Origin of the sequence: Rhodococcoides navarretei (assembly GCF_038069675.1) — a bacterium.
GTDB classification, from domain to species: domain Bacteria; phylum Actinomycetota; class Actinomycetes; order Mycobacteriales; family Mycobacteriaceae; genus Rhodococcoides; species Rhodococcoides navarretei.
In genome coordinates this window covers 3,469,820-3,487,088 of the sequence record NZ_JBBPCN010000001.1, presented here as the reverse complement: position 1 = coordinate 3,487,088, position 17,269 = coordinate 3,469,820, and the positions used below count along the sequence as shown (strand labels likewise).

The 17,269-nt window shown below is 64.6% G+C and carries 16 protein-coding genes; 9 read left to right on the top strand and 7 right to left on the bottom strand.

The window, feature by feature from the left end; all coding sequences use genetic code 11:
- Positions 1–97 precede the first annotated feature (97 nt).
- Complete coding sequence (locus tag AABD04_RS16470; protein WP_341441814.1) at positions 98–5,959, top strand: amino acid adenylation domain-containing protein; 5,862 nt, start codon at positions 98–100, stop codon at positions 5,957–5,959.
- Between the two features lie 67 nt (positions 5,960–6,026).
- On the opposite strand, the gene AABD04_RS16465 is transcribed toward AABD04_RS16470, so the two are convergent.
- The 7 genes from AABD04_RS16465 to AABD04_RS16435 all read right to left on the bottom strand — a co-directional run bounded on the left by AABD04_RS16465 (position 6,027) and on the right by AABD04_RS16435 (position 12,416).
- Complete coding sequence (locus tag AABD04_RS16465; protein ID WP_243594720.1) at positions 6,027–6,962, bottom strand: esterase/lipase family protein; 936 nt, start codon at positions 6,960–6,962, stop codon at positions 6,027–6,029.
- A 227-nt stretch (positions 6,963–7,189) separates the two neighbouring features.
- The gene (locus AABD04_RS16460; RefSeq protein ID WP_341441812.1) at positions 7,190–8,044 is read right to left on the bottom strand and encodes an ABC transporter permease; all 855 of its coding nucleotides are present in this window, start codon (positions 8,042–8,044) and stop codon (positions 7,190–7,192) included.
- A gap of 10 nt (positions 8,045–8,054) precedes the next feature.
- Entirely contained in the window at positions 8,055–8,912 is an 858-nt protein-coding gene (locus tag AABD04_RS16455) for an ABC transporter permease (protein ID WP_243594722.1), read from the bottom strand.
- Positions 8,909–9,880 carry an ATP-binding cassette domain-containing protein gene (locus AABD04_RS16450; RefSeq protein WP_243594723.1) on the bottom strand — a complete coding sequence of 324 codons (972 nt, stop codon included), beginning with the start codon at positions 9,878–9,880 and terminating at the stop codon, positions 8,909–8,911. Before AABD04_RS16450 ends, AABD04_RS16455 begins: the two co-directional genes overlap by 4 nt.
- A gap of 119 nt (positions 9,881–9,999) precedes the next feature.
- Positions 10,000–10,953, bottom strand: a complete 954-nt coding sequence (locus AABD04_RS16445; RefSeq protein ID WP_341443085.1) for an AurF N-oxygenase family protein — start codon at positions 10,951–10,953, stop codon at positions 10,000–10,002.
- A gap of 50 nt (positions 10,954–11,003) precedes the next feature.
- Positions 11,004–11,909, bottom strand: coding sequence for a prephenate dehydrogenase dimerization domain-containing protein (locus AABD04_RS16440; RefSeq protein ID WP_341441811.1), 906 nt, complete (start codon positions 11,907–11,909; stop codon positions 11,004–11,006).
- Between the two features lie 12 nt (positions 11,910–11,921).
- Positions 11,922–12,416, bottom strand: coding sequence for a hotdog fold domain-containing protein (locus AABD04_RS16435; protein ID WP_341441810.1), 495 nt, complete (start codon positions 12,414–12,416; stop codon positions 11,922–11,924).
- Positions 12,417–12,905: 489 nt separating this feature from the next.
- Between AABD04_RS16435 and rpsJ the strand changes: the two genes are divergently transcribed.
- The 8 genes from rpsJ to rpsC are packed head-to-tail and all read left to right on the top strand — an operon-like array spanning position 12,906 to position 17,266.
- Positions 12,906–13,211 carry a 30S ribosomal protein S10 gene (rpsJ, locus tag AABD04_RS16430; protein WP_003938093.1) on the top strand — a complete coding sequence of 102 codons (306 nt, stop codon included), beginning with the start codon at positions 12,906–12,908 and terminating at the stop codon, positions 13,209–13,211.
- A gap of 14 nt (positions 13,212–13,225) precedes the next feature.
- On the top strand, positions 13,226–13,891 hold the full coding sequence (gene rplC, locus AABD04_RS16425; RefSeq protein WP_027496309.1) for a 50S ribosomal protein L3: 666 nt from the start codon (positions 13,226–13,228) through the stop codon (positions 13,889–13,891).
- The gene (gene rplD / locus AABD04_RS16420) at positions 13,888–14,565 is read left to right on the top strand and encodes a 50S ribosomal protein L4 (RefSeq protein WP_008718317.1); all 678 of its coding nucleotides are present in this window, start codon (positions 13,888–13,890) and stop codon (positions 14,563–14,565) included. Before rplC ends, rplD begins: the two co-directional genes overlap by 4 nt.
- Entirely contained in the window at positions 14,562–14,867 is a 306-nt protein-coding gene (rplW, locus tag AABD04_RS16415; protein WP_341441809.1) for a 50S ribosomal protein L23, read from the top strand. The genes rplD and rplW overlap by 4 nt, the downstream gene beginning before the upstream one ends.
- A gap of 39 nt (positions 14,868–14,906) precedes the next feature.
- Entirely contained in the window at positions 14,907–15,743 is an 837-nt protein-coding gene (gene rplB / locus AABD04_RS16410) for a 50S ribosomal protein L2 (RefSeq protein ID WP_008718311.1), read from the top strand.
- Positions 15,744–15,756: 13 nt separating this feature from the next.
- Positions 15,757–16,038, top strand: coding sequence for a 30S ribosomal protein S19 (gene rpsS, locus AABD04_RS16405; protein WP_008718309.1), 282 nt, complete (start codon positions 15,757–15,759; stop codon positions 16,036–16,038).
- Positions 16,035–16,457 (top strand): 50S ribosomal protein L22, encoded by a 423-nt coding sequence (rplV, locus tag AABD04_RS16400; protein WP_037188319.1) that lies wholly within the window; start codon positions 16,035–16,037, stop codon positions 16,455–16,457. The genes rpsS and rplV overlap by 4 nt, the downstream gene beginning before the upstream one ends.
- The gene (gene rpsC, locus AABD04_RS16395; protein ID WP_027496312.1) at positions 16,457–17,266 is read left to right on the top strand and encodes a 30S ribosomal protein S3; all 810 of its coding nucleotides are present in this window, start codon (positions 16,457–16,459) and stop codon (positions 17,264–17,266) included. The genes rplV and rpsC overlap by 1 nt, the downstream gene beginning before the upstream one ends.
- Positions 17,267–17,269 lie beyond the last annotated feature (3 nt).

Below are 17,269 nucleotides of genomic sequence, written 5' to 3'. Positions count from 1 at the left end.
GACCACTGCGTGAACGATTCGACTGTGAGGGGTGACCGGTGGTCACCCCCCACAGTCGACGGTGCGGCGCAACACTGGTGAGGAGTCATTGCTTAAGATGAGTGCGGATGGATCGACCGGCACACCGTCCGAGTCCGGCGGTCGAGTGGGCGGCAGACCGACCCGCCCCCGACCTACGCGATCTCGGCCGACGCGTACTCGGCCCGCCCGTACCGTTTCGCTGTCGACGCTGCTGGCGGCGGCGGTGGAGAAGAACCCGGATGGCATCGCGGCCGAATTCGGGGACAGGTCGGTGACGTATCGGGAGATCGATTCCCGATCGTCTCGGCTGGCCCGTCTGTTGCTCTCACGCGGGGTCGGGCCAGGAGACTTCGTGGCGCTGGCGCTGACTCGATCGATCGAATCGGTCATGGCGGTGTGGGCGGTCGCCAAGACCGGAGCCGCATTCGTGCCGATCGACCCCAACTACCCGGCTGCGCGCATCGAACACATGGCCGCCGACTCGGGTGTCCGTATGGGTGTCACGGCATCGCAGTTCGAGGCCGCCATGCCGAGTGCGGTGTCGTGGATCGCGCTCGATGCATCGGACACCCAGAAAGAACTGAGTCGGCTCTCGGACAGTTCGGTCGTCGCGGAAGACAGACGCGCACCGATCCGCACGACCGACCTCGCATACGTCATCTACACCTCGGGCTCGACGGGGCTGCCGAAGGGCGTTGCCGTCTCCCAGGCGGGCCTGGCACCACTGGCTGCCACACAGGTCGAGACGTACGGTCTGGACTCCGATTCTCGCACACTGCATTTCGCGTCCCCCAGCTTCGACGCCTCCGTTCTCGAACTGCTGATGGCAGTCGCAGCCGGTTCGACCATGGTCATCATCGAACCGGGTGTCTACGGTGGTGCCGATCTGGGCGAGGTGCTACGACGCCACCGCGTCACTCATGCGTTCATCACCCCGGCGGCACTGGCGTCGCTCGACCCGGCCGATGTACCCGAACTGCGAGTGCTGGCAGTCGGCGGTGAGGCCTTCTCGTCGGAACTGATGTCGAAATGGGCCACCGGCCGCAGGTTCCACAACGTCTACGGACCCACCGAAGCGTCCATGGTGTGCAACATCTCGCAACCGCTGAACGCAGGCGAGGCAGTGCTGCTCGGGCCGTCCACCAGGGAGATGGGTTATCACGTTCTCGACGACCGGCTCCGCCAGGTCCCTGCTGGTGTCCCGGGCGAGCTGTATCTGACCGGGGCGGGCCTGGCCCGTGGTTACCATCGTCGATTCGGGCTGACGGCAGCACGCTTCGTCGCGAACCCGTACGCGGGGGAGGGTGACTCGAATCAGGCCCGGCTGTATCGAACCGGTGACCTCGTGCGGTGGCGGGACGGGGCGTCCGGACGCGTGATCGAATACATGGGCCGCAACGACTTTCAGGTCCAAATTCGGGGGTTCCGGATCGAGCTGGGCGAGATCGACGCGGTTCTGACCGCACTCGACGGTGTGGAGTTCGCAGCGACGCTCGGCTACCGGAGCACCACGGGAGCAACGGTTCTCGCGGCCTACGTGCTGCCGGCGACAGGGGTCGAACTCGACGTCGACCAACTGCTCGCCGCGGCCGGACGCAGCCTGCCTGCACACATGGTGCCGTCGGTGGTCACCGTGATCGGTTCGATACCGCTGACTCCCACCGGCAAGCTCGATCGAGATGCGTTGCCGGAGCCGGTGTTCGAGGTCGCGGAGTTCCGCGCTCCGTCGACCGGCGTGGAGCAGGCGGTAGCCGACATCTTCGTCGAATTGCTCGGGGTCGAACGGGTCGGTCTGGACGACGACTTCTTCGTGCTCGGCGGCAATTCGTTGATCGCCACCAAACTCGCGGCTCGGCTGGGTGCGGCCCTGAACGTGCACGTACCGGCGCGTTCGGTGTTCGAGTCGTCCACTGTGGAAGCGCTGGCGAACACCGTCGCCTCGGCAGACGCTCCGGTTCGGGCCCAGCTCGATGCCTCGAGGGCGCGGCCGCAACACATTCCACTGTCGTCCGCTCAGCAACGCATGTGGTTCCTGAACCGACTCGACACCGCCTCGGCGCTCAACAACGTGCCGGTCGCGTTGCTGCTGCGCGGTCCACTAGACGTCGATGCGCTGCAGGCCGCCGTATTCGATGTGGTGGGCCGTCACGAATCGCTGCGCACCGTCTACCCCGAGATCGACGGCAGTGGATATCAGCAGGTACTCGACCGGGCCGATGCGCAGGTCGACATGGCCGTGGTGCCCGTCGCCCGCGAGAGCGCTCTCGACAGCGTCACGACGTTCTTCACCATGGGCTTCGACGTCACGGTCGAGATTCCGTTCCGCGTCCGGCTGTTCGAGATCACCGACCCCGCCGGTTCTGCGCCGGAGTACGTACTCGCCTTCGTGGCACACCACATCTCGGCCGACGGTCTGTCGATGGCTCCGCTGTCTCGCGACGTCATGACGGCATACCTTGCGCGACGCACGGGTTCGGTACCGCAGTGGACGCCGCTGCCGGTGCAGTACGTCGACTACACGCTGTGGCAACTCGACATGCTGGGTTCCGAATCGGACCCGAAGTCCGTCGCCAGCAATCAGATTCGTTACTGGCAGCACGCGCTCGACGCCCTACCCGAGCAGCTGGAGCTTCCCTCCGATCGGCCGCGACCGCGGGTCGCGTCGGGTCGAGGAGCGGTGGTGCCGTTCGGAATCGACCCCGAGCTGCATGCCCGGGTGCTCGAGTGCGCCCGCACGAGCGAGGCGACCCCGTTCATGGTTGTGCACGCCGCGCTGGCCGTGCTGCTGGCGACACTGTCGGGTACGGCCGACATTGCCGTTGGAGCGCCGGTGGGTGGCCGCGGTGACGCGCGGCTGGACGATCTGGTGGGCATGTTCGTCAACACCGTGGTGCTCCGAACCGTCGTCGACTCCGGTGCCTCGTTCACCGAGGTTCTCGACACGGTGCGCACGGCCGACCTCGAGGCCTTCGACAACGTCGACGTTCCCTTCGAGCGTCTGGTCGAGGTACTCGATCCTGTGCGGTCGCAGGGACGACACCCATTGGTCCAGGTTGCACTCTTCTTCCAGAACTTCTCCCAGGGTTCGTTCGAGCTGCCAGATCTCAGCGTCGAGGCGTTCGGTTCCGGCGCGGCATCGGCGAAGTTCGACCTGCAGGTGACGTTCACCGAGCTGGGCGGGGACGCAGGTCTGGTCGGTGAGTTGATGTACGCGACGGATCTGTTCGACGAGTCGACCATGACATCGTTCGCGCGGCGGCTGGTGGCCGTTCTCGACACGGTGACCGCGCGACCCGACCTCGCGGTCGGTGATATCGATGTGCTCGATTCCGGTGAGCGTGATCGGCTGGTGTCGGTGGTCAACGACACTCGGGTTTCCGCGGCCGCTACGGGTGAGGTGCTGTTGGACGGTTTCGACCGAGTGGTGGCCGATTCGCCGGATGCGGTGGCGTTGGTGTTCGGTGACAGCTCGTTGACGTATCGGGAGTTCTCGGACCGGGTGGATACGACTGCGCAGCTGTTGCATGAGCACGGTGCCGGGCCCGGTGTGTTGGTGGGGCTCGCGATGCGTCGTTCCGTCGAGTTGGTGGTCGGGATGTATGCCGTGCTTCGGTCCGGTGCGGCGTACGTGCCGGTGGATCCGGATCAGCCGGCCGAGCGCAACGACTACATTCTCGACACGGCGTCGCCGGTTGTCGTTCTGTCGACGGCGCGGGACGAATTCGATACGGGGACAGCGATTCCGGTCGTCGACATCACCGATCCGCCGGAGCCGTCCGGGTCGGTGATGTTTTCGCGCGCCTCCGGGGACGACCTGGCGTACGTGTTGTTCACGTCGGGGTCGACCGGTCGTCCCAAGGGTGTGGCGGTGGAACACCGCGCCATCGTCAATCAGCTGGCGTGGATGGCGAACGAGTACGGACTCGACGCGTCGGATGTGTATCTGCAGAAGACGGCGACGACGTTCGATGTCTCGTTGTGGGGGTTCTTCCTGCCGCTGCGTACCGGTGGTCGGCTGATCGTCGCGGCTCCCGGAGCGCAACGCGATGTCGACGCCGTTGCGTCCGATATCTCGCGGTACGGTGTGACCGTCACGGACTTCGTGCCGTCCATGTTGACGGTGTTTGCCGAATCGGTTGCTGCGCAGTCAATTTCTTCGCTTCGGCATATTTTCGTGATCGGTGAGGCGTTGCCCGCGCGGACCGTGGTTGCGTGCCGGGCCGTGTCGAATGCTCGGGTGCACAATTTGTACGGTCCGACCGAGGCCGCGGTGAGTGTCACCTACCGCGATGTGTCCGAGGACGTCGCTGTCGACGGTTCGGTGTCTGTCGGTGTGCCGGAGTGGAATACCTCTGTGTACGTCCTGGATTCGCGATTGCATCCGGTTCCTGTCGGTGTGCCGGGTGAGCTCTATCTGTCCGGGGTGCAGTTGGCTCGCGGTTACGTTGCGCGGCCGGATCTGTCGTCGGAGCGTTTCGTCGCCGATCCGTTCGGTGATGCGGGAGCGCGGATGTATCGCACCGGTGATCTGGTGCGGTGGTCGATGGATGCCGGTCGACTCGAATACATCGGTAGAACCGATTTCCAGGTCAAGTTCCGTGGGCAGCGGATCGAGTTGGGGGAGATCGAGACGGCGTTGACCGCGTTGTCGTCGGTGAGTCAGGCCGTTGTGATGGTGGCGCAGTTGTCGGTGGGGGAGTCGTTGGCGGCGTACGTGGTGCCTGCGGTAGGGGCAGATGTCGACGTCGAGACGGTGCGGTCGGAGTTGGGGTCGGCGGTGCCGTCGTACATGGTGCCGTCGGCGTTCGTGGTTCTGGACACGCTCCCGCTCAATGCGGCGGGAAAGCTGGACCGTCGGGCGCTGCCGGCCCCGGAATTCGAGACCCGCGAGTTCAAAGCACCACAGACAGCGGTCGAGGAAACGGTCGCCGCAGTGTTCGCCGAGGTGCTGGGTGTCGAGCGGGTGGGGCTCGACGACGACTTCTTCGCGCTCGGCGGCAACTCGTTGCTGGCGGTGAAGCTGGTATCCGAGATCCGTGCAGCTGTGGGCGGGGGGCCGATACCGTTGAACTGGTTGTTCGTCGATGCGTCGGTGGCCTCGCTCGCCGAGCGGGTCACGGCAGCGACAGCGTCGCCGGGCGAGGGGACCGAATCCAGCGGGCTCGAGACACTCATTCCCCTCCGGATCGGTGGTTCCTCTTCACCGCTGTTCTGCATCCATCCCATCGTTGGTCTGTCCTGGGCCTTCGGCGGACTGTCGGCGTACCTCGGCGACGACCGTCCGATCTATGGGTTGCAGTCTCCTGCCCTCTCCGGAGCCGAACCCCTACCGGAATCGATCGAGCAGTGGGCAGCCCTGTTCGTGGACAGGATTCGCACCGTGCAGCCGTCCGGCCCGTACCACCTGCTCGGCTGGTCGATGGGCGGATCGATCGCTCACGCCATGGCTGTGCAACTGCAGCGTGACGGCGAGTCGGTAGCGACACTGGCCATGATGGATTCGTTCGTCGCGGGCAGGACCGACCACCTCGTGGACCGTCCCGTGTCGGCCGGTGAGATGCTCGGCGGCCTGGGTCTCGGTGCAGCCTCCGATATCGAGATCGGCGAGCTCACGATCGATTCTGCGGCGGAACTGTTGGCGTCGATGCCTGCACCGTTCGATGCGATATCTCGCGAACGGGTCGCCGGGATGCTCGACGGGATCGCCCGCTCGGCCGAGCTGATGGAAGCGTATGTACCCCAGCTGTTTCTCGGGCGGTCGGTTCTCTTCGCGTCGGTCGTCGACGATCCGACAGGAAGCGTGGCGGCGTCGACGTGGGCCGGGTCGGTCAGCGAGGGCGTCACGGTCGTCCCGGTGCATTCCACGCACTGGCAGATGGCCTCGCAGTCTGCGCTCGCGGAGATCGGACCCGTGTTGCAGTCCGAGTTGGACCGGTAGCCGTAGAAGACGACTGGGGCCTCACGACGTGACGTCGTGAGGCCCCAGTCGAACTATTGGGTCGAACTCAGCAGGGTGCCGGTGTCGAGGCAGCGAAGTCGGGATCGAGTGCCGATTGGACCATGTACAGCGGGGCCGGATCGGTGACGAGGCCGATGTGCGAGGTCGTTGCGGCCGGGCATACGTCCTGAACCCACACGTTGTGCACCACCGACGGGTCGCCGGACCGGAGGAAGGTGTTTCCGGGCGGCGTCGATACCGTGTCGTTGCGGGTGGCGATGACGGTGTACTCGACTCCTGGTTGAACGTCTCCGCCATCGTTAAGACTCGTCAACGTCGTAGAGCCGACCAACTGCTGTGCACCGGCCATGTTGTAGATCAACGGGGTGAGCGCGTCACCGGGGAGACCGAGGGAGGTGATCAACTCGGTGAGCTGCTGCAAACCGCCGAACGTGGTGCCGTGGTTGGTCGCGCCGAGGGTGACCAGAGTGTGTACCTTGTTTCGGGCCGGATCCTGTGGATCTGTACCGCCGTCGAACTTCATGTACTGGCGCGAAGATGTGCCACCCTGTGAATGGCCGACGAGATCGACCTGTTCGGCACCGGTGGCCGCAAGTACTTCGTCGACGAACCGGCCGATCTGACGTCCCGACTCGGCAATGTCGCCCGAACCCCACACGGTCGTGTTCGGATCGAACAGAAGCGAGACGCCGCCGTAGTTGGGGGCGAAGACGCAGTACCCCTCACTCTTCAACTGCGGAGCGAGCGACTTCCACGTCGACGCGTCCATCTTGGTTCCGTGCACGAGTACGACCGGACGGGGATGGGCCGCACTGGGAACGCACCCGAAGTCGTTGGCCCCCTCCAGTACGGGAGTGGTCGACACCGACGTACCGGCGGGGGAGGGCGCAGCGGTCGCCGTTCCGGCCCCGGTCAGGCACAGGGCACCGGCTACGGCAGCGGCAACCGCCGCGGGCAGCACTCGGGTAAGCGTCTTCGACATGGCCTCGATCTCGTGTGAAGGCGTGGAACGGGACCGCCGGTTCCGGCTGGTCCGTGCTGTCGACCGTAACATCGGTCATCCATTCGTTACACGCACGTGGGTCAAGGGTGCACTCCGGCCGAGCCGAGGAGCCAGTGGGTGTGTCGGACATCACCGGGGAAATTCCAGGCCTCGAACGGTCTTGCCGAGGGAACCGTGCACTGGGCCGAGCTGCACACGCACGGGGATCAGCCGCTGGACGATGCCTTCTTGTAACCGCGGATGGCCGGGATCAGAAACACAACGGCCATTCCCAGTGACCACGCAAGTGTTTGCAACACCGGTGTCAGGACCGGACCACCCATTGCCAGGTTTCGCATTGCATTGACCGCGACCGACATCGGCTGTGCCGCAACGACCGGTTGAAGCCACGGCGGATACGCGAGCACGGGTACGAAGCCGGCGTTGAAGAACATGAGCAGCGTCGCGAAGATCGACACGACCTCGACCAGGGGTGCATCACCGGCGACAGTGGCCAGGAATGTGATCATCACCGCGAACCCGATACCGAATACGACGGGCAACAAGATCAACAGAATGCCGGCTGGAACTCCCTGGGTGAACCTGAACCCCAGTGCCACACCGGCGCAGGTGATGACGATGGTGGTGACGAGCACCCGGACGGCTTCGGCGATCATCCTGCCCAGCAGACCGGCGGCCCGGTGCGTGGGTGTCGTCCAGAACCGTGACAGCAAACCCGATTTACGTTCGCCCTTGAGACCGACAGCGCTGACGATCGATCCGAACATGGCTCCGACCAGAGCGATCATCGGCACCTGACCGTAGATCGCCGGCGATCCGGTGGCTGCGGAAATCGAGTTGCCGAGCACGACGCGGAACATGACCAACATCAGCGCGGGGTACAGCAACGCTTGGATCATCGTCGACGGATCGCGCATCCATCGCATCAACAGGCGCTTGGCCTGGATCAGACTGTGGGTCCAGAGCGCACGGATCGACCCTTCTCGGAGGGCCATATTGGGCTCGGGAAAGGTCAAGTTGGAAACGCGCGCGGTGTTCACCGACGCTTCTGACATCGTCATCTCGGCCTCGTCATTCCGGCCTGGAGCTCGCCCAGATGGCGAGCGGTACGAAGAACAGAATCAAGCCGGCCACCCACGCGAGCGACGGCCACAACACTTGAAAGCTGACTCCGCCTTCGGCCATGTCGCGCATCGCGAAGGAAAACTGCGAAATCGGTTGATTGCGTACGAACGGTCGGATGAGTTCTGGGAAACCAGTTTCCGGAACGAACCCGCACGAGGCCATACCGAGAATGAGCTGGGGGAGGGTCAGTACCTGGCTGGTTGCTTCGGGACTCTTGGACAGCGTCCCGATCGCATCGGCACCGATCGACAACGTGGTGCTGATCAGCATGGCGAGTGCACAGAACAACAGGGCCTGACCGAATCCTGCAGTGAAGCGAAAACCGATGACATAACCGAAACCGAGGGCGGATACGAGGGACACCAGCGAGCGGACGACTCCGCTCGAGATTCGTGACACCAGTGGGACACCGCGTACGACGGGCATCGTCTTCAAACGAGAATTCAGTCCACTCATAGCCTCCGTCGATGCCCTCTGCGCGGCGGAGATAGCGGTGAACGCCATGGCCTGGAGCACGATGATCGGCATCAGGAACTGCGCGTAGTTGATGCCCTGCAGGCCCATCACGAATTTCAACGGCAGGTAGAAGCCGATGGTGAAGATCAGCGGGGCGATGACCGCGATCAGCAACTCGCCCTTGGTCAGCATGGTCCAGAGGGCACGGCCGGTGAGGGCCTGCCACTGCACGAAGCCCGACGGTCTCGTTCTCGATCGCCGTTTCGGCTGCTGAGTCGTCGACCCGGCACCGGTGCGCTCCACGACCCGTGCCTGCGTCTTGGGGACGCCTCGCGTAGTGGCCGTCACGAGCTCGAACTCGTCTGTGAGTGGCCGGTCAGGGTGAGAAACACGTCGTCGAGCGACGGGCGCCGCAGCGCGATGTCGGCCAACACGATGCCCTGTGCGTCGATACGCCGCAGGATCTCCGACAGAGTCGCAGCGCCGTCGGGTGCGGGCACGGACAGTCGGTCGGAGGCCGCGGTGATCTCGGCGTGTACCGCAGGCGGGACCATGTCGCCCAATGCTTCGGCGGCCGCGCGCAGCTGCCCGGGATCGAGAGGAACCACCTCGCAGTAGCTGCCACCGGTCATGGCCTTGAGCTGATCCGACGTGCCCTCGGCGATCACGGTGCCCTTGTCGATGACGATGATGTTGTCGCTGAGGACGTCGGCCTCTTCGAGATACTGCGTCGTCAACAGCACGGTGATTCCCTGGGCCTTGAGTGCCTCGACCAACGACCACACACCCTGCCTGCTGCGTGGATCGAGGCCTGTGGTCGGCTCGTCCAGGAACACGACTTCCGGCCTCACGACCAGACCGCAGGCGATGTCGATGCGTCGGCGCATGCCGCCCGAGTACCCACGTACGGGCCTTTTGCCGGTGTCGGACAGGTCGAACTCGTCGAGCAGTGCTTTGGCGCGGGCCTTGGCTGCCTTCTTGTCCAGGCCCATCAGGCGGCCGAAGAGTTCGATGTTCTCGCGACCGGACAGGGTGTCGTCGAGCGCTGCGTACTGCCCGGTCATCATGATCGAGCGCCGCACTGCCGGGGCATCGGCAGCCACGTCGTGGCCGGCGACGAAGGCTCTGCCGCTGTCCGGTGCGATCAGGGTCGAGAGCACCTTGACGGTGGTGGTCTTGCCTGCACCGTTGGGGCCGAGAATGCCCAGTACGGTCCCTCGCTCGGCGGAGAAGCTGATGCCGCGCAGCGCATGCACATCACCGAAGGACTTGTGAACGTCCTCCACGTGTACGGCTGCGTGTTGAGCTGACGACATCGAATCTCCGAGCTGTTGGGACGGATGGTGGGACCGGACCCATGGGTCGAGGGCCACTGGTTGATACCGGAATTCCCCGGAAATGTTACCTGCGGGTCAGGGCCGGGTGACCTCGGCTGTCAACCCCAGTCGATATCGATGCTGTCCTCGACGTCGAGTTTTCGGCACAGCGACCGCAACCCGCTGTAGTCCTGAACGAGTGCACGGCGGCTCTTGTCCTGCTCGACGTCCGCGAGCATCGCGTCGGCACCGCGCACGCCCTCGAGTTCGAGAATGCGCCTCCAGGTGGAGAAGTCACTGCTCGAGAACGCATCCATGCCGTCGACCAGACCGTCCAGGAACTTATGGCGGTCGTCCGCTCCGAGTCGGTCGAAGACGATCGCGGCCATGTCGTCGGCAATCGACGCATGGCAGTACTCGTCGCGGTTGTGCAGCTTGACGGTCGCCCGATTGATGGGCTGGATGACGTCATCGTCCTCGATCAGATCCAGGTAGGACGTGATAGAGATCTCCGCGACCGTCATGAAGGCGAGCGAGCTGATCGCAGCCGACCAGGCGTCATCGCTGTTCGCCTGTGCCGTGCGCTGCCGGCGAACGGTGGAGCTGAAGGGCAGGGACCGCTCGGAGAGAGCCCAGCCTCGCCCGCGGCGGGTCGCTGCGCTCGCGTTGAGGTGCATCAGCGTGTGGTACTGCTCGTCGACCATCGCCTGGGTCACCGCGACGGCAAGGGTGTCGCCCATGCCGGTCTCGAACACATCCTGTGCCAGCAGGGCAAAACCTGGGTGGACGACGTGCTGCTCGACGTCCATCACATTCTTGTTGAATGCGATCCAGCCCCACGCGCGCAATCGATCCTGCTGCTCGGGGGTCGCGCCAGTGAAAGTGTCGTGTTCGCCGAAGGGGATGAGGGCGTCGGGAAAATCCTGCTTGGCCGTATCGAACAGATCGTCCAGCTCGGGTTCGGGCTTCTTCACCGTTGCGCGTTGCGCCCAGTTCTTCGCCAACCGTGCGACGACCGCACTCTCCACGACATCGTCGGAGTCGAACTCCGGCAACGACGGCTGTTCCAACATCGTGTGCCTCGCCTCCTCGTGAACCGAACCTGCGTCCGGACGATCCGTGGTCATCGATTACCACCGGTGCCTCGAACGATACCGAACATCTCTGCACACACGGCTCGATACCGATCGGCGCTCCCGCCCAGCGCGGACTCCGCTTGCGTGAGGAGTCGAGCGAACTCGGCCTCGGACCCCGAGTCGACCGTCTCGCTCACCGTCTGCGTCGCACGATGCAGGGCGGCTCTGGCCTCGGCGGCGTGAGGGTTGCCGGCCTGGACATCCCAGTAGACCTCGGGTTCCCCGCCGGTGATGCGAGAGAGCACGGCGAGCATCGTCGTGTGCGGGGGAGGCGCGACGGCGTCTATGTCGACGAACGGGAGGTTCAGTTCGGCCAGCGCCAGGCCGAACGCCAGGACGCTGGCATGCGTCAGAGCCTGCGTCGCTGCGGCGAGGCGATCGTGGCGTTCGGCGTCGAGAACGACCACTCGGCCACCCCATCGCGAGATGCTTTCCAGGAAGGCGTCAACCGGTGGTCCCTGGCGATGCACGACGGCGGCCACCGGGCGTCCGGTCATCCCCAGCGAGGGGGCGAACATGGGATTGATCCCCACGATGGAGCCGAGTCGATCGGTCTCGTCCAGGTGGCGGGCGAAGCCGGACTTGACCGACAAGGTTTCCACCAGCAGGGCGTCCGGGCGCACAGCGGACAGGTCGGCTGCCAGCGCCACCGATTCCGGCACCGCCAGAATCACCGTGGCTGCTGCCGCGAGCACCGAGGCGAGCTGGTCGTCGGGATCGAGGATGTTGCCGACCGTGATGGGCGACGTGGCGTCGGGACGGGCCTGTATGTCCACGATCGTGACGGGGATGCCGTCGCCGCGCAGCAGGTCGGCCATCAGACGACCGACAGCTCCCGCCCCGCCGACCACCACTGCCGAGTTATCGTGCTCCGATCCCGTCACCGTGTTCATCGGTCGAGTATGTCAACGGGACGCAGCGGACACCCAGATCGTGATGTCTGCGTGCACCACCTCGATGCCTGCGGTGTCGCGGATCGCGACGGGCACGACGATGTCGATTCCATCGGTGATAGTCCCGAAATCGGGGATCTCGTCGAGTTCGGCGACGGCGCGCAGCGAAGTGGTGGCCTTCGTCAGGTACTGAACGTTCATGGACTTCGGAAGCCATCGGTGCGAGGTCGGTACGGTCGCTTCGGCGAGCATGCCCATGGCGACCTCGGCGAGATTGCAGGCAGCGATGGCGTGGAACGTGCCGAGGTGGTTTCGAATACCGAACCATTTCGGCGCGGTGACCTCGCAGCGGCCCGGCTCGAGTGCGACGACGCGGGGCAGCACCGATGCGAAGTAGGGAACCCGCAGGCACATGCCGACCGAGAAGAGGGTGGAGCCGACGGTGTTGTTGGGTAGCTTCGACCAGGCGCGATAGGTCGCTCCGGTCGTGTGCTCGACAGTGGTCATTGCGCTACCTTACTGCTCGGTAAGATCGGTCGGGGTCCATAGTCGGAGCCCGAGTTGATCTGTTGCCCGGTCTGCGGCATACTGGTCGGGTTGCCTGGACACGGGACGCGCTTGCGTGCGGCCTGAACCAGGTGAGTCGATCGAAGGGTCGACTGAGCAGAACATGAGACCAGCGCTCCACGTGAGCGCGTCCGGACCACCAGCTCGATGGTGCGGGTTTCGTTTTCCTCGGATGGTTGAAGCGAAAGTTTCAGCGCAGAAGAATGAGCGGAATCGCGACACGCCCGACCGCGTGGACCGGAGAACCATGACAGATGAAGAGCGGCAACGGATACAGGTCACGCCTGGTCGTCAACGTTTTTCACTGTCGTGTGTGCACGAAGGCAGTTCGAGTCGGAGGGATTCCCCCGGCTCGGGGACTGTGCAGACGAGGTGGAGCAGGCCGAACGGCCCGTTCTACGACCAAGCGGCAAGAAAAGGACACTAAGCGTGGCGGGACAAAAGATCCGCATCAGGCTCAAGGCCTACGACCATGAGGCGATCGACGCGTCAGCGCGCAAGATCGTCGAAACGGTCACCCGTACGGGTGCCCGCGTCGTCGGACCGGTGCCGTTGCCGACAGAGAAGAACGTGTACTGCGTCATCCGTTCGCCGCACAAGTACAAGGACTCGCGCGAACACTTCGAGATGCGTACTCACAAGCGGCTCATTGACATCCTCGACCCGACACCGAAGACGGTGGACGCGCTCATGCGCATCGACCTCCCGGCCAGTGTCGACGTCAACATCCAGTGAGCGCGGAGACAACGATGACTGATAACAAGAACCGGCCTGCGACAGGAATTCTGGGCACCAAGCTCGGAATGACCCAGGTCTTCGACGAGAACAACCGCGTCGTTCCGGTGACCGTGATCAAGGCAGGCCCCAACGTGGTCACCCAGATCCGCACCCAGGAACGTGACGGCTACAGCGCCGTCCAGGTCGCATTCGGTGCGATCGACCCGCGCAAGGTGAACAAGCCCACCACCGGCCAGTTCGAGAAGGCAGGTGTCACCCCGCGTCGCCACATCGTGGAGATCCGCGTTGCCGACGCCTCGCAGTTCGAGGTCGGCCAGGAGCTCACCGCTGCAGTGTTCGAGGACGGCGCATACGTCGACGTCACCGGCACCAGCAAGGGCAAGGGCTTCGCCGGAACCATGAAGCGTCACGGCTTCAAGGGCCAGGGAGCGAGCCACGGCGCACAGGCCGTGCACCGTCGCCCCGGATCCATCGGTGGCTGCGCAACGCCCGGTCGCGTCTTCAAGGGAATGCGCATGTCCGGACGTATGGGTGGCGACCGCGTCACGACGCAGAACCTCTCGGTCCACAAGGTGGACAGCGAGAACGGTCTGCTGCTGATCAAGGGAGCGATCCCGGGCCGTCGCGGCAACGTCGTGATCGTCAAGTCTGCATTGAAGGGTGGTGCACGGGCATGACCAGCCTCGAGAAGAACACCGAGACCAAGCTGACGCTCGATGTCAAGGAAGCCGGCGGCAAGACCAACGGCACCGTCGATCTCCCCGCGGAGATCTTCGACGCACCGGCGAACATTGCGCTGCTGCACCAGGTCGTCATCGCACAGCTGGCAGCTGCTCGTCAGGGAACCCACTCCACGAAGACTCGTGGCGAGGTTCGCGGCGGCGGCAAGAAGCCGTACCGGCAGAAGGGCACCGGCCGCGCCCGTCAGGGCTCGACCCGCGCTCCTCAGTTCGTCGGCGGTGGCACGGTCCACGGACCGCAGCCGCGCGACTACAGCCAGCGGACCCCCAAGAAGATGAAGGCCGCCGCACTGCGCGGAGCCCTCTCCGATCGGGCCCGCAGCGAGCGCCTGCACGTCATCACCGAACTGGTTGCCGGACAGGTTCCGTCCACCAAGGGTGCGAAGACGTTCCTCGCCGAGATCTCGGACCGCAAGAAGGTCCTGCTCGTCGTCGGCCGCGAGGACATCGCAGCCTGGAAGAGCGTTCAGAACCTGGACGGCGTGCACCCCATTGCACCCGACCAGCTCAACACCTACGACGTGCTCAACGCCGATGATGTCGTTTTCAGCGTGGAAGCGCTGAACACCTTCATCGCTGGGCCTGCAAAGAACGAGGAGGCAAGCAAGTGACCACGATCGCCGATCCCCGCGACATCTTGCTGGCACCGGTCATCTCCGAGAAGTCCTACGGGCTGATCGAAGAAAGCACGTACACGTTCCTGGTGCACCCGGACTCGAACAAGACGCAGATCAAGATTGCCGTCGAGAAAATCTTCGACGTCACCGTGACCAGCGTCAACACGATGAACCGTCAGGGCAAGCGTAAGCGGACCCGGTTCGGTTACGGCAAGCGCAAGGACACCAAGCGCGCGCTCGTAACGCTCTCCGCCGACAGCAAGCCCATCGAGATCTTCGGAGGTCCGGTCGCGTAAGCGACTGGGACTCTTCGGATATAGAGGACGAGAAGACTCATGGCAATCCGTAAATACAAGCCGACAACCCCGGGCCGTCGTGGCTCCAGCGTTTCCGATTTCGCTGAGATCACGCGTTCGACCCCCGAGAAGTCGCTGATCCGCCCGCTGCACGGTCGCGGTGGACGTAACGCACACGGTCGTATCACCACCCGGCACAAGGGTGGCGGTCACAAGCGCGCGTACCGTCTCATCGATTTCCGTCGCAACGACAAGGACGGCGTTCCGGCCAAGGTCGCTCACATCGAGTACGACCCCAACCGCACCGCGAACATCGCACTGCTGCACTTCGCAGACGGCGAGAAGCGTTACATCGTCGCACCCAAGGGCATCGCCCAGGGATCGCCGATCGAGCAGGGTGCCAATGCCGACATCAAGCCCGGCAACAACCTGCCCCTGCGCAACATCCCGACGGGTACGACCATTCACGCGGTCGAGCTCCGTCCGGGTGGTGGCGCGAAGATGGCCCGCTCCGCCGGAGCGAGCATTCAGCTCCTCGGCAAGGAAGGCCCCTACGCCACGCTGCGTATGCCGTCCGGTGAAATCCGTCGCGTCGACGTGCGCTGCCGCGCAACCGTCGGCGAGGTCGGCAACGCCGAGCAGTCGAACATCAACTGGGGCAAGGCCGGCCGCATGCGCTGGAAGGGCAAGCGCCCGACCGTTCGTGGTGTCGTGATGAACCCGGTCGACCACCCGCACGGTGGCGGCGAGGGCAAGACCTCCGGTGGACGCCACCCGGTCAGCCCCTGGGGACAGCCGGAAGGCCGTACCCGCAAGAACAAGGCGAGCGACAAGCTCATCGTCCGTCGTCGTCGTACCGGCAAGAACAAGCGCTAGGAGGGAGTTCAGAATGCCACGCAGCCTGAAGAAAGGCCCGTTCGTAGACGATCACCTCCTCGCGAAGGTTGACGTCCAGAACGACAAGGGAACCAAGCAGGTCATCAAGACCTGGTCCCGTCGATCGACAATCCTGCCCGACTTCATCGGTCACACTTTCGCCGTCCACGACGGTCGTAAGCACGTACCGGTGTTCGTGTCCGACTCCATGGTCGGCCACAAGCTCGGGGAATTTGCACCGACCCGCACGTTCAAGGGTCACATCAAGGACGACCGGAAGGCGAAGAGGCGATGACCAACTTCACCCCCACCGCCAATCCGACTGCCAAGGCCGTAGCGAAGCACGTTCGCGTCACGCCGATGAAGGCACGTCGCGTCGTGGATCTGGTTCGTGGGCGCTCCGTCGAGGACGCGCTCAACATCCTCAAGTTCGCGCCGCAGGCAGCGAGCGAGCCGGTCGCCAAGGTGATCGCCTCCGCAGCAGCCAACGCCGAGAACAACCTGGATCTCGATCCCAGCACGCTGATCGTCGCCACTGCATTCGTCGACGAGGGTGCAACCCTCAAGCGATTCCAGCCGCGCGCTCAGGGCCGGGCATTCCGGATCCGCAAGCGCACCAGCCACATCACGGTGATCGTCGAAAGCCTGCCCAAGACCGGCGGAACGTCTCGCAACCGTCGTAAGGGCCAGGCGTCCAAGGAAGGGGCTCAGTAGTGGGTCAGAAAATCAACCCGCACGGCTTCCGCTTGGGTATCACCACTGACTGGAAGTCGCGCTGGTACGCAGACAAGCAGTACTCGGAGTACGTCAAGGAAGACGTCGAGATCCGCAAGCTTCTTGCCACCGGCATGGAGCGCGCGGGCATCGCGAAGGTCGAGATCGAGCGCACCCGTGACCGTGTCCGCGTGGACATCCACACGGCACGTCCGGGCATCGTCATCGGTCGTCGTGGCGCCGAGGCCGACCGCATCCGCGGAGCTCTCGAGAAGCTGACCGGCAAGCAGGTTCAGCTCAACATCCTCGAGGTCAAGAACGCCGAGTCCGAGGCTCAGCTCGTTGCCCAGGGTGTTGCCGAGCAGCTCAGCAACCGCGTCGCATTCCGTCGCGCAATGCGTAAGGCCATCCAGTCGGCCATGCGTCAGCCGAACGTCAAGGGCATTCGTGTTCAGTGCTCCGGCCGTCTCGGTGGCGCTGAAATGTCTCGCTCGGAGTTCTACCGCGAGGGACGCGTTCCCCTGCACACGCTCCGTGCCGACATCGACTACGGGCTGTACGAGGCCAAGACCACCTTCGGCCGCATCGGCGTGAAGGTCTGGATCTACAAGGGCGACATCGTCGGCGGACGGCGTGAACTCGCTGCCGCTGCGGCCCCGGCCGCCGGTGCAGACCGTCCCCGTCGTGAGCGTCCCACTCGTCCGCGTCGCAGCGGTGCCTCGGGCACCACGGCGACCAGCACCGAGGCCGGCCGCGCGGCATCCGCAACCGAGGCTCCGGCCTCGACCGAGCCCACTCAGGAGGGCTGACGC